A 13,714-nucleotide genomic window follows, 5' to 3' on the forward strand; every position below is an offset into this window, starting at 1 on the left:
GTCGAGCGAAGGCCGATGCCATGGTCGATTACCTTGCGTTGCCACCGGAAGTGAATATCGCCCGGCTGCTGTCCGGGCCCGGCGTATTCGCGTTGGACACCGCCGCGGCCGCCTACGCGGATTTGGCCGCGGCGCTGGCGGCCGCTGCGAGCGGGACGGACGGCTCGACCACCATGATGGGTGGGGCATGGCAAGGGCCGTCGTCCGATCGCGCGCAAGCGGCGTTTCGTCAGCACGCCGGCTGGTTGCACAGACAGGCCGCGGTGGCGGCGGATGCCGCGAAGTCCGTAGCGGAGCTGGGAGCGATTTTCGGCAGCGCAGCGGAAGCCATGACCGGGGTAGAGGCGTGGCTCGCGGAGTGGTACGCGAAGCAAGCGGCCCTCGCCGCCGCCAGCACGACGCAACTGGCCCCGCTAACGCTCGCGGGGATGCTGTTGAGTGAACTCGAGTATTTGGCGATCACCGCGGCCGCGGCAGGGGTGATGGTCGGCTACGACGCCGCGGCCACCGCCGTACTCGCCGGGTTGCCGACGCCGGAAGTGCCCATGCCGATCGTCAACGGTGGTGGTCCGATCCCCGATGGAACGACGTACAACTTCGTTTCGCCGGAGATCAAGAATCCTTTGGACACCGACACCCATACGACGCAAACCGACGTGGGGAACCATCAGACCGGTGATCCGGGGGGTGATCCGACCAAGACCAATCCTGATCCCACCGATCCCAAACCGACTGATCCCACGCAAACCACGGATCCCACACAACCTGCGGACACCACGCAACCGGTGGACACCACCCAACCGACCGAGCAGTTGCCCGACATGGACAACCCATCGTCACTGTCGGATTCGCTCGGCAATTCCTCGATGGACGGCTCCGGCACCGGTTCGATGGACCAGCAGGGTTTGATCGGAACATCGCAGGACTCGACGACGCTGGCCGGGCTGTACGGCGGATCGGGCAGCATGGTCGCGCTGAGCATGACTCGCGGCGGGCTGAGTGCCCTGCCCGGCGCTGCGAGCGGATTCCGGATGCCGTCCAACTGGTCTCTCGGCCGCGGCACCGCGTTCGGTGCCTCGCCGAATCCGACCGGGGGCGGGCCGGGTTCGCGTCCGACCGCACCTCGCGGAGCGACCGCGCCGAAGGCACAGATGCGCCGGCGCAGGCGCGACGAGGACCGCGAGAAGTCGAAGGTGTTCGTGCCCGGCGAACCGCAAGATGTCCCTGTCCTCGAGCAACCCCCGGTCATCGGCGTCATCGAGTACGGCGACGCCGACCGTCGAGACGAACTCGAAGAGCTCGAAGAGTCGGACAACGAGCAGTTGCTCCTGGTCGGTGTCATCGGAAGCGACGTCGACGAGCCGGCGACCGTAGACCCGGAACCCGCGCGGTGAGGTCCACCGTGGTCGAGTTCCAGTCCAAGGAGAGGAGGCTCGTCCCCTGGAAGCGGATCCGGTAGCGATCGATCTCAATGTCGATGCCGCTCTTCTGTTGAAAGAATTGGTCGGCATCGACTCGTATCCTCCGGTGCTGGCGCTGCTGCCGAATATCTATCGGATCGAGGATCGAGAACGGGTGCACGCCGTCGTCGCGCAGGAACTCACCGAGGTGGGCATCATCGACGGTGACAGGGTGCACCCGGTGGTCGAGCATTGGCTGCGGTGCCTGTACCGGCCGGACATGGAACTGGTGGCCAGGATCCTGGCCACCGGAATGGACGGGGAACCGCAAGGAATGCTGCGGTTCTCGCTGGTGCGCAGTGGCGACACGCACGTGCTCGCCCTGCGCAGCGACGACAACGTGGTCATCCAGACGATGTATCAGGACGGTCAGAATCTGGACACGGTGACGGCCGCGCTGACCGCCGCGCTCGGTCCTGCGGAGGCATTGCGGTTCACGCCGATGACCACCACGGTCGAGCAGCTTCGCGAGGTACCGTCGGAACCGGACGAGCGACGACAGGCGTTGCTGGAGTTGGGCGCCCAGCCGCACACCGCGACGGTGCTCACCAGGGCGCTGGACGAGGTGGCGCGCCGGGCCGAGATCCTGGTGATCGAGCACCGGGACGGCAGCCCGCCCGAGACCGATGTGTCGGTGACCGTGCTCGACACGCTGTCGGGGCGGCTGATCGTCACCCCGAGCAGGGCGATGGATGGAGAGATATGGTCCACGTTCGCCCCCGGCGACGATGCGGCCTTGCGATCGGGCATCGGGGCGCTCATCGACCTGTTGCCCGGTCGAAGTTGGTTCGACACAAGCAGACTGAACTGAACGTCGGACCGTGGTTGTGGAGAGGACGACGGAGATGAACCGAGCACCGAGCATCAACGGTCATTCGGCCGAATCCGCGCGCGCTCGCGGCGGTTATGACGCGTACTTCGCACCGACGAACGAGCTGACCGACGCGGCCGTGGCCCCGGGCCCCGCCCCCGAGGCCCGACAGGACGCCGAGAAGTTCTCCCACGCCGACCCCGTGATCGGTACTCCGCGTGAGCCGCAGGCGTCCGCCGGGGAATCCGAACCCCGTCCCACGCAGCAGGCGGCGGTGACGCCGCCACCGAGTGCGAGCACGCCGCCGCGGCAGGCGAATGCGCAGATGGCGCAGCCGAGCACGCCGCCGCAGGCGAACGTGCCTCCGCCGCAGGCGAACGTGCCTCCGCCGCAGGCGAACGTGCCCCCGCCACAGCCGAGCGCGCCGCCGCCGCCCGCGAGCACGCCTCCGCCGGACTACTCCGTAGCGCCTCCTGCGGCACCGCAAGCGGCGCAGAATCATTCGGCACACGAGCAGTCCGCCGAGCAGTACCGCGCGGAGCAGGCGGCCGCCCGGGTGTCTCAGGCGATCGCGCGGACCAATGCCGCATCCGCGAACGAGGAGTGGCAGTCCGGATCCGCGACGCCCTGGGTCCCCGAACGCGTCGACCACTCGGCGTACGAGCCGACCCCGCGGATCGAGGTGCTGCCCGCCGCGCTCAGCTCGATCGACCTGCTCGCCGACATCTCCGCCGCGAAGCGGGCGCAGCTGCGTTCCAGCTCCGGCATGCGCGGCGCGCTCAACAAAGTCGGCTTCAATCTGGGGCTCTCGCCCGCCGAGCAGCGTGCCGAGGACCGCAAGGCGCGCATCCGGCGCCAGCTCACCACGACCTATCAGATCGCGGTGATCAGCGTGAAGGGCGGCGTCGGGCGCACCACCACCGCGGCGACGCTCGGCTCGACTTTCGCGGGCCTGCGCCCGGACCGGGTGGTCGCGATCGACGCCAACCCGGACTTCGGGGATCTGTCCACCCGCACCTGCAGGCATCCGTACGGCCTGACCCTGCGCGACCTGGCGCAGTCGCAGAACCTCGACGCGTTCTCCGCGGTGCAGTCGTTCACCTCGATCAATTCGTCGGACCTCGCCGTGATCGCTTCGCCGTGGTCCACCGAGGCCACCGAGGCGCTGTCGGGCCGCGAATACAGCACCGCCGTGGAAACCCTGCGCAAGCACTTCAACCTGCTCGTGGTCGACTGCGGGACCGGCGTGCTGGATTCGGTGACGGCGACGGTGCTGCAGACCAGCGACGCCGTCGTGGTCGTCACCCCGGCCACCGTCGGCGGCGTGACCGGCGCGGTGGCCACCCTGAACTGGCTGAGTTCACATGGCTTGCAACACCTGATCGCGAAGTCGATCGTCGGCATCGTGCATCACCAGCCGTTGAAGCCGACCGTCGACGTGGACGCGATCGAGAAGCTGTTCGAGACCGCGCAGCGCCCAACCTGCGTGCTGCCCTACGACGCGCATCTGGCCGAAGGCGGCGAGATCGACCTGCGGTTGTTGGAGAAGGAGACCGTGCTCGCGTTCGAAGAGCTGGCCGCCTGGCTGGCCGATGGATTCCCCGGATACCTCTCCAGCGGCGCCGACAACCACGGTGACCGTGGAGGGTGGCGATGAGCGAGCCGAGCGTCAGCGAGGCGCAGGCAGTCAGCGAGGCGGAGAGATGAGCACTGCCGTCGCGCCCGCGCCTGCCGGGACGCAGCCGTCGGCGGAGGTCGCACGGGCGCGGATCGCCGTGATGGTCTCCACGTATCAGGTCGATGTGGTGGTGCCGACCAAGTTCACCATCGAGACGTTCATCGACGACCTGCTGGTCGTCCTGGCCTCGGCGATCGATGACGAGAGCGTCGATTTCACTCCGCCGCAGGGCCAGTGGAGCCTGGCCCGGCCGGGCGAGCCGCCGATTCCGCGCTGGCGCAGCCTGGCCGACCACGACGTCACCGACGGCACCGTGCTGATGCTGTCGGTCGTCGAATCGGCGGAGGTCTTCACGCCGGTGGTCGAGGACATCACCGACGCGCTCGCCCTGATCAACGAGCGCGAGTTCGCCGAGTTCGACGCGAACACCGCCGCCATCGTCGGGCTGACCGTCCTGGGTATCGGGGCCTCGGCGGTGGCCGCCATGCTGACCTGGTCGTGGACGATGACCGGTTCGACCTTGTGGTGCGGACTGCCCGCGCTGCTGCTCGGCGGGCTGTGCTGGGCGGCGGCCGCGCAGGCTCATCGGCGCAATGCCGCGGCGAAGGTCTCCCTCGGCTTGACGTTGACCGCGACGCCGCTGCTGTTCGCCGGGGGCGCGATGCTGGTGCCGCCCGCCTACGGTCAGCCCGGCCCGCTCGCCGCGGCCAATCTGGCGGCCGGAGCGGTGGTCGCTGCGGTAGCCGCCGCCACCATGATGCGGTTGAGCAAAATGGGGATCGCGACCCTGATGGCGGTGACGGTGCTCGGCATCATGCTGACCGCCGCGGCCTTGCCGGTGACCTATGCCGATCTGTCCGTCGGGCAGGTAGCGGGTGGCACGGTGTTCGTCGCGATCGTGCTGCTGACCGCGGCCCCGCGCCTGGCCGTGGTAATCGCCCGCATCCGGCCGCCGGACCTGCCGGACCCGGGCAACGAGGTCTCGCCGACCACGCTGACCGACATCTTCGACGCGGAGACGGTGCGCGAAGGCGACGAGCACACCGCTGTCGGTGAACAACAGCGCCACGCCGCCGAGGCCGGTATCGAGGGCCGCGCCCGACTGGCGGTGACCAGCCTGCGCGGTCTGATGGCCGCGATCTCCACCGTGCTCGCGGTCTCCGCAGTGCTCGCGGCCGCGGTCAGTCCGGGCGGCATCCGTGAGATCGTCATGGCCGCCGCGATCGGCGGCCTGCTCGCGATGCGCGCACGCTGGCACCCGGATCGGGTCCAGGCGATCGCGCTGGTCGCCGGATCCGTTGTCACCGTCTGCGGCGTCGGCTTCGTCCTGGTCGGCGCGTACGAGAGCCCGGCCGCGCGTCTCGTGGTCGGCCTCGGGGTTGCGTCGGCGGCTTGCCTTGCCTGCGTCGCGGCGCTGCGGTTGCCGGGCAAACGGTTGTCCCCGGTCACCCGCCGAGTCATCGACCTGGTGGAATACGCGCTGATCCTGGTGGTTCCGGTGATCGCATTCTGGATCATGGGCGTCTACACCGCGATGCGAGGGATCTGATGAAGGTCGGCAGTGCCGCTGTGGCGGTTCTCGCCGGGGTGATGCTGGCCGTCCCCGCCGCTCCCGCGGTCGCGCTGGAGCCGCCTCAGGTCGTGGTCGGCGCACCGCCCGCGGACGACCCGCCGGGGCCCGAGCAGCCGATGAAGCAGGACAAGGGCTGCCTGGCCGCGGGCGCGCTGCCCGACAGCGATCTCACCCGCACTCCACCCGCGGAACTCGCGCTGGATCTGCGTCGCGCCAAGGCGCTGAGCCGGGGTGCGGGAGTGACCGTCGCCGTGATCGACACAGGAGTGCAGCCGCACCCGCGTCTGCCCAACCTGGTCGGCGGGGGTGACTATCTCGCCGCAGGTGGCGACGGACTGTCCGACTGCGACGCGCACGGCACGCTGGTCGCCGGGATCATCGGGGCCACTCCCGATCCCGGGGATGGATTCACCGGGGTGGCGCCGGACGCCCGGATCATCTCCATCCGAACCCGCTCCGGCGCGTTCAGTCCCGAACGGCCGAGCTCTGATCCGAGCCAGCGGACCGCCATCGAGATCCGCACGCTGGCCCGGGCGATCACGCGCGCCGCGAACCAAGGCGCCGGTGTGATCACCGTGTCGCTGCCCGTCTGCCTCCCGGTGGACGCGCAGGTGGACCAGTCCATGCTGTCGGCGGCCGTCGGCCATGCCGTCCACGTGCGCGGCGCGCTGATCGTGGCGGGCGCGGGCAATGCCGGTGGCGGCGCCAATTGCGCACAGAATCCGGATATCGACCCGACGCGGCCCGCGGACCCGCGGAACTGGCGCGACGTGAAGACCATTTCCACGCCCGGCTGGTTCGGCGCCGACGTGCTCACCGTGGGATTCACCACCGCGACCGGCGCCCCCATGCCGGATTCGCTGACCGGGCCGTGGGTTTCGGTCGCCGCCCCCGGCACCGGCATCGAATCGCTCGGCCCCGGCGGCGGTGGCCTGATCAACGGTGTCGGTGAACCGGACAAACTCGTGCCGGTCGGTGGCGCGTCGTTCGCCGCGGCCTACGTCAGCGGTGTAGCCGCGCTGCTGCGTTCGCGCTTCCCCAACGAGACTCCGCGCGAGATCGCCGCCCGCCTGCAGGCCAGCGCGCACGCGCCTGCGCGCGGCATCGACAACGTGGTGGGCGCGGGCGTGATCGACCCGCTCGCCGCCTTGAGCTACCGCACTCCGCCGCAGCAACCCACGGGCCTGTTCCGGTCCGCGGAACTGCCCGTGCCCCCTCCGCCGCGCGCGAAGGACCTGCGGCCCGCGATCACCGCGACCGTCGTCATCCTCGCCGCGGTGCTGCTCGGCCTCGCGGGCAGTCACCTGAACTCCGTGATGCGGAGGCGCCGGTGAGCTTTCCGAGCGTACGGGTCGCCGGCGTCGAGCGTGGTCCGTTCGCCGCCTTCGTCGTCGTCGGCAGCCCGCTGCTGGTCGGGCTGTCGGCCAAGACGCCGTGGTGGGTGAGCGCGGTGGTGGTCACGGTCCTGGTGGTGACGGTGACCGTCCGGGTGAACGAACGGACCGCGGTTCGCTGGCTGCTCGACTGGGCGGCCTACCGGAAAGGCCGGGCCGCCCGGGCGCGCGAACGCACGCAGGCCGCCGGGATCCGGGACGTGCAGGTAGCCGCCGGCGTGTGCGGCATCAACGAGGCGGGCAGCACGCTGATCGCGATGATCCAGCTCGCGCCGAATCTCGACCTGCCCACCGTCATCGCCGAGCGAACCCTGTACACCGAGGACACCATCTCGGTCGACATGCTGTTCCCGATGCTCGATCAGTTCGGCATCGCGGTCGACATCGACATCGTCACCACTGGTCAGCGGGTCCGTTCCACCGGCAGCTACAGCATGCTCTATGACCAGCTGATCGGGACCCACCCGGTAATCGGGGACCGGCTCACCTGGCTGGTGATCCGGCTCGACCAAGAGCGCAACCTGGCAGCGCTGAGCAAGCGCGGTCCCTGCGCGGTGGTCGCCCCCAAAGCGCTGGCCAGCGCTACCCATCGGATCGCGGGCCGTCTGCGCGAGCGGGGTATCGCCGCGCACGCGCTGCCGGCCGCCGCCTTGCGGGACGCGACGCGCCTGCTGCACGCCGGAGTCGAGCTCTCCGATCTCCGGGAGACCTGGAGCAATCTGGAGTCGTCGGTGCCGGGCCGGTGTGTGACGAGCTTCCTGATCGACTGGACCCGGCTGGGCGGGGAGAGCCTCGACGACTGCTGGACCTGGAACCGCGGCCGCACCACTCTCGTGGTGAGCTTGACCGACGACACCGGGGGGCCGCGTGCCATCGTCCGGTTCATCGGCCCGGCGGTCACCACCGAACCGCCGGACTATCTGCGGTTACTGCGCGGCGACCAGTCCAAGGCCCTGCTGGCGTCGTTGCCCACCGGCTCCTCCATCCGGGCGCTGCGCGGCTTCGAGTCCGGCGCCGACATCGCACCGGAGGAACTCGTCGCCGATCTGGCCATCGCGATCGGCCCGAACGGCCAGATCCTCGGCGCGATCAGCGGCCAGCCACGCCACACTCTCGCGCTGCCGCTGTTCGATCCGGCCCGCTTCAACCCACGCAGGCGCACCATCGATGTGCACGCCAGGTTGCCGGTCGCCCAGCAGATCATCCTGCGGGCGATGGTGGTGGGCGCGGACGTGGAGATCCATTCGGCGCGTCCGGACAGCTGGCGCCAACTGGTGAGCGCGGTCGGCGACCCGCGTTCCATGCGCTTGGCCGATCCGGGCGATGGGCATACCGGCACGCAAACCACCGAGGCGGAGACACCGGCCACCATCGCGGTCTTCGATCACCTGCCGCCGCGTGCGTCGAGCGCGCACACGACGGTCACCATCAGCGAGCCCGGCGGTCCGCGCAGGCGTGCGGTCGATCTCGCGATCAACCAGGTCAGCGCTACCGCGGTGGACGTGAGCATTCCGATGCGCACGGTGCGTGTCGAGCTGATCGAGCCGAGAGGCGAAACACGATATTTCGAAACAGTCGACGGACCGCCCGCGCACAACGCGGGAGCATCGGGACCCGTGGTTGCACCTCCGCAACCCGGTGGCCGTCGCGTGAGCTGATGGGAGCGGTCGGTTAATGTCTATCACCGTGGTAGCGGACACCCATTCCGATGGCGGCGATCTGACTCATCAGGACGCCGGGGACGCGCTAACCCCCAGACAAGCCGCGGCGGCGATCTTCTCCAGCCGATTGTCGGAGCTGATCGCCGAATCCGTGGTCTCGACCGAGGACGGATCGACGCGGTCGCTGACGCTCTACTCGCTGGCGCAGCACCTGGAGTTGGCCTACCCGGACGTGCCGGTGTCGCAGTCCGGCCTGTACCGGCTGATCCACGGTGACGCGATCCCGCGGCTGGATTTGGTGATCGCGCTGGCCCGGGTGTTCGACGTGCCGCCGGAGTACTTCGTGACCGAGGAGAAGAAGCGCTGACCCGACCGGCCGGCTGTTCTCTCCAGCGGGAATAGCGTCGGCTCGGCGGCCGGCTCGGGCCCGATACGATCCGGTCCATGCCCGCCGAGGACCCGGGAGATGTTTTTCTCCGTCATCGAGGTGCGGTCCTCGACGCACTGCTCTCCGATTCTTCGTTCGGGTCTTCCGCCATGCCGTCGATCGGTGGCACGGAGCTCAGCGGCAGTATCGAGCACAGCGAGGGCATCGACTTCGGCGCCGCATCGCTCGGGTTGCCCGACCTCGACTCGGAGTCTCAGCAGGCCGCGCCGCGGCGTCGCACCGGTGACGGCCCGAAGGCGAGCGAGCGAATCCTCGCGCTGCTGAACGGGCAGGCGCAGGAATCGGCTCCGGCGATGGAGCTCGGGAACGACTACTCCTCGGTCGCCGCGCGATCGAACGCGCAGGCCGAACCGGAACCGGAACCGTCGCGCGCATCCGCCGCACCGTCCGACCGGCTCGCGCCCGCGCAGCAGATGGCCAAGGACGCGCTCGTCCAGCTGCGCAAACCCAAGGTCGCGCTGATCGTCGCCGCGGTGGTCGCCGTACTGCTGGTGCTGCTGCTGGTCACCACCGGCGGCAAGGAGAAGAACACGGCGAACGATCAGCTTCTGGTCGTCACGCCGCCGCCGACCTCGGCGGCGCCCTCGACCTCGGCCGCACCGCCGGCGAGTTCGATCATCCAGCCGAAGTCCGCGACGTCGAAATGTCCGCCCGGCAGCACGTCGGCGATGGACGCTTTCGGCGGCCAGACGGGCAAGGCGTGGTCGTGCGTGCGCGCCTACAAGGTCGACGGCCAGGTCATCACCATCGACCTGGGCAAGTCTTATCAGATCGACTCGATCGGCATCGTGCCCGGCTGGGATCACATCGGCGCGGACGGCAGCGACCAGTGGGCGAAATACCGCACGGTGAGCCGGGTTTCGTACCAGTTCGACGACGGCAACAAGACCGTCTACACGCAGCCGACCCTCGATCAACGAACTTTGGTGGTGACCAAGACCGAGCCCGCAGTGAGCGCCTCGAAGATCGTGCTGACCGTACTGGAGTCCAAGGGCGATCCGTCGATCAACACCACCGCGATCTCCTCTATCGTCATCACGGGGCGCTGAAGTGTCCACGCTGCCCGAACTGGTCTGCCAGTACTGCTCGCATCGCAACACCGGCGCGGATTCCCGCTGCGCGCACTGCGGAGCGCCGCTGCGCACAGCCGTGGACACGGCGAGAACCGTCGCGGAGAAGCTGCCCACTCAGGTCGCCGAAGTCGCGGAGAAGGTCGGCAGTGAGGCGAAAAGCCTTGTACACAAGGCCTATCCGCGCTGGCAGTGGTACACGGTCGGGGCGATCGCGCTGGTGATGGTAGTCGCCGCGGTTCTGGCGGTCCGGTCCTGTTCGCTGGCCTTGCCCTCGAATCTCCAGGGAACCGCGCCGGTCCGAGCCATGCCGGATCTGCTGCGCACGGCGGCGACCTGTCAGCCGCTGGATTCCGGCGGCCAGCGGGAGAAGTGCGTCATCGCCGCCACGGACCCGATGCTCTTCGGTGGTATCGCGGGCGGCCGGGACATGACGTTCTATGCCGAACTGGTTGCGCAGGATCGCCTGGCCGACAGCATTTCTCGTTGGCGCGGCGCGGGCGGTTCCGCCCTCGTCGACGGATCTGTCTACGCCGCGATCGGTCCTTCGGCAACCGTCTGGTACGCGGATACCCGGACGGGTCTGCGCTTGGAAACGGGCACCTTCGCCGGTCGAGCCGGCGCCCAGACCTTCATGTCGCGGGCGGGACTGGTGCGCTGACCTGATCGCGCCTCTCCCGCCGGACTTCAGAAAATCCCTGATCCGGGACGGCGTTACCCATGTCCGTCCTAGCGAATTATTGTTACACTGTTGATTGTGCCGTTATCCAGCGGTACGTTATTTGAAGTACGAAACACGTACGAGCGCAGTTCTCGGGAAGGCAACGGATCGATGGTGGCAACCACCCAGCAGACGATTTCACCGAAGCGGTTCCGCGATGATCCGACCGACCTGGAGGCGGCCTATTTCCGGTGGATCCAGCCGGGTCCCTCGGCGTCGGCGATCACGGAACGGGCCGAGCGGATCTTCCGTCAGCATCTGGAGCTGGCGACCACCCGCGCGCCCGGTTCGGCGACCACCAGGGTCTACCGGCCGGACGACAGCGCGGGGGTCGGCGCCGCGATCCAGATCGTCAACGACGACATGCCGTTGCTGGTGGACTCGGTGACCGCCGCGCTGCGGCGCTTGGGCGCGACGGTCACCGAAGTCGTGCATCCCGTGTTCGACGTCTCGCGTGACGCCGACGGCCGGGTCTTGTCCATCGCGCCGCGCGACGGCGTCGCCGAGCCTGCCGGGGAGGCGGACGGACAAACCCTGCGCGAGTCGTGGATCCACGTGCAGTTGGGCGCGGGCCTGTCCGACGAACTGGTGGACCGGATCGAACAGGCGCTGCCGCCGCTGCTGGCCGACCTGCGCCGGGTCGCCGACGATACGCCGACCATGGTCGAGGTGCTCAATACCGTTGCCGGCCAGCTGGATCAGGCCGCGCAGTGGGCTGGTGACGCGGAGATCCCGCAGACCGCCGGGCTGCTGCGCTGGCTGTCCGACGGGCACTTCACGCCGCTCGGCTACGGCTACTACCACTTCCGCCGCTCCGCGCCGAGCGCGAACGCCGACTTCGAACCGTGGCAGCTGCCGGGCACCGGGCTCGGCATCCTCGGCAACGGCGCCGACGCCGACATCAGCGTTCCCGTGGTCGGCGCGAAGCGCACGGTCCTGCGGATGGCCAACGGGTCGGTGGACTCGCTGCTGCCCGGGTCTCGGAACCTGTACTTCATCAGCGTGGCCGACTACGGCGCGAGCGACCCGAGCGGCCGCGCGGCCTGGGGCGACACCGTCAAGATGGTCAAGGGCGAACACGTCTTCGTGGGCACCTTCACCGTCGCGGGCCTGCACGAGAACATTCTCGACATCCCGGTCATCTCGCGGCGCGTGCTGCAGGTCATCGAATGGGCGGGCTTCGGCCTCGATTCGTTCTCCGGCCAGGCCATGCTGGAGATGATGCAGTCGTTCCCGCGGGTGGAGCTGTTCTCCACCGACGCGCGCAGGCTGTTCGAAACCGTCTCCGCCGTCATGAATCTGGGTTTGCGGCGGCAGGTGCGGATGTTCATCCGGCGCGATTCGCGCAGCGACACCATCTACTGCCTGGTCTACATGCCGCGCGACCGCTATTCCACCGAGGTCCGCGTGCGCATGGGCGACATCCTGCGCGAGCAGTTCGATGCCGAGCAGATCGCGTACTCGGCCCGGGCCACCGAATCGGAACTGGCCGTCGTCTACTTCACGGTGCACCGCAAGCCGGGCGCCGAGGCGGCCGACATCTCCGAGGAGAATCGCGAGCGGATCCAGGAGTTGCTGCTGGCGACCACCTGGACCTGGAGCGACCGTCTGGTCGCCGAAGCGGCGGGCGCCTCCGACGTGCCGCAGGCGCTGGTCACCGAGTACGCGGCGGCCTTCCCGGCGAGCTACCAGCAGGAGCACGAGCCCGCGCACGCGCTCAGCGACCTGCGCCGCCTCGAGCGACTGTCCGACGGCGCGATCGACACCGACTTCTACCGGCAGGGCGACCTGGGCGCCGCCGAATGGCGATTCACGCTCTACGTCGCGGGCGATGGCGTCTCGTTGAGCCGGGTGCTGCCGGTGCTGCACAGCCTCGGCGTCGAGGTGGTCGACGAGCGGCCCTATCGGATCACGCTGGCCGACCGGCCGGACCGCTGGATCTACGACTTCGGGCTCCGGGTGACCGCCGCGCCGCTGCGGGAAGCGCTCGACAGCGAGCCGACCGCGCAGCTCGGGCATTCGGTGGACGCGGCATCGCTGCCGGAAACCAGTGTGCGGCGGCGTCTTCCCGATGCCGTGACCGCGATGTGGTTCGGCCGCGCCGAAGTCGACGGCCTGAACGAACTGGTATTGCGCGCCGGCTTGCACTGGCGTGAGGTTGCCCTGCTGCGCGCCTACGCGAAGTACCTGCAGCAGGCCGGTTTCGCCTACACCTTCGGGAACATCACCCGCGTCCTGCTCACCCATCCGGCGACGGCGCGGTCGTGCACCGACCTGTTCGCCGCGTACTTCGACCCGGACGACGTCGGCGCGGAGGCCGCGGATCGGGCGGCGGAGATCGCCGAACGGCTGCAGGCCGAGATCGACGCGGTGGTCAGCCTGGACACCGACCGCATCCTGCGCGCCCTGTTCGGCCTGATCGAGGCGACCTTGCGGACCAACTACTACCGGCGTGACGAGGCGGGCGACGCGCTGGACTACTTGTCGGTCAAGCTGAATCCGCACGCGATCGCCGAACTGCCGAAACCGAAGCCGCAGTTCGAGATCTTCGTGTATTCGCCTCGGGTGGAGGGCGTGCACCTGCGATTCGGCTCCGTCGCCCGCGGTGGTCTGCGGTGGTCGGACCGCTTGGAGGACTTCCGTACCGAGATCCTCGGTTTGGTCAAGGCGCAGGCGGTGAAGAACGCGGTGATCGTGCCGGTCGGCGCGAAGGGCGGCTTCGTGGTGAAGCAACCGCCGGCGGCCACGGGTGATCCGGTCGCGGACCGGCAGGCGCTGGGTTCCGAGGGCGTCGCCTGCTACCGCACGTTCATCTCCGGTCTGCTGGATGTCACCGACAACGTGGACCGCGCGACCGGTGCGGTGCTTCCGCCCGCGCAGGTGGTGCGCCGCGACGAT

Annotated in this window: 10 protein-coding genes; all 10 read left to right on the forward strand. The window is 69.1% G+C overall.

Features of this window, described 5'->3' with window-relative positions; translation table 11 throughout:
• Positions 1–20: 20 nt before the first annotated feature.
• Entirely contained in the window at positions 21–1,394 is a 1,374-nt protein-coding gene (locus NA8_RS29790) for a PPE domain-containing protein (protein ID WP_063053643.1), read from the forward strand.
• A gap of 67 nt (positions 1,395–1,461) precedes the next feature.
• Complete coding sequence (locus tag NA8_RS29795; RefSeq protein WP_281199191.1) at positions 1,462–2,271, forward strand: ESX secretion-associated protein EspG; 810 nt, start codon at positions 1,462–1,464, stop codon at positions 2,269–2,271.
• A gap of 34 nt (positions 2,272–2,305) precedes the next feature.
• Complete coding sequence (locus tag NA8_RS29800; protein WP_063053645.1) at positions 2,306–3,928, forward strand: MinD/ParA family ATP-binding protein; 1,623 nt, start codon at positions 2,306–2,308, stop codon at positions 3,926–3,928.
• 46 nt (positions 3,929–3,974) lie between these two features.
• On the forward strand, positions 3,975–5,498 hold the full coding sequence (gene eccD, locus NA8_RS29805; protein ID WP_063053646.1) for a type VII secretion integral membrane protein EccD: 1,524 nt from the start codon (positions 3,975–3,977) through the stop codon (positions 5,496–5,498).
• Complete coding sequence (gene mycP, locus NA8_RS29810; RefSeq protein ID WP_063053647.1) at positions 5,498–6,856, forward strand: type VII secretion-associated serine protease mycosin; 1,359 nt, start codon at positions 5,498–5,500, stop codon at positions 6,854–6,856. Before eccD ends, mycP begins: the two co-directional genes overlap by 1 nt.
• A complete protein-coding gene (eccE, locus tag NA8_RS29815; RefSeq protein ID WP_063053648.1) occupies positions 6,853–8,574 on the forward strand; it encodes a type VII secretion protein EccE in 1,722 nt (573 codons plus the stop codon). Before mycP ends, eccE begins: the two co-directional genes overlap by 4 nt.
• 16 nt (positions 8,575–8,590) lie before the next feature.
• Complete coding sequence (locus NA8_RS29820) at positions 8,591–8,944, forward strand: helix-turn-helix domain-containing protein (protein ID WP_040865466.1); 354 nt, start codon at positions 8,591–8,593, stop codon at positions 8,942–8,944.
• 77 nt (positions 8,945–9,021) lie between these two features.
• Positions 9,022–10,074, forward strand: coding sequence for a discoidin/SUN/FTP domain-containing protein (locus NA8_RS29825; protein WP_157106994.1), 1,053 nt, complete (start codon positions 9,022–9,024; stop codon positions 10,072–10,074).
• A 1-nt stretch (position 10,075) separates the two neighbouring features.
• Positions 10,076–10,756 carry a hypothetical protein gene (locus tag NA8_RS29830; protein ID WP_063053650.1) on the forward strand — a complete coding sequence of 227 codons (681 nt, stop codon included), beginning with the start codon at positions 10,076–10,078 and terminating at the stop codon, positions 10,754–10,756.
• Positions 10,757–10,927: 171 nt separating this feature from the next.
• A partial coding sequence (locus NA8_RS29835; RefSeq protein WP_245664061.1) for an NAD-glutamate dehydrogenase domain-containing protein occupies positions 10,928–13,714 on the forward strand: 2,787 nt, incomplete at its 3' end.

Source organism: Nocardia arthritidis NBRC 100137 (genome assembly GCF_001612765.1).
In the GTDB taxonomy this organism is placed as follows: domain Bacteria; phylum Actinomycetota; class Actinomycetes; order Mycobacteriales; family Mycobacteriaceae; genus Nocardia; species Nocardia arthritidis.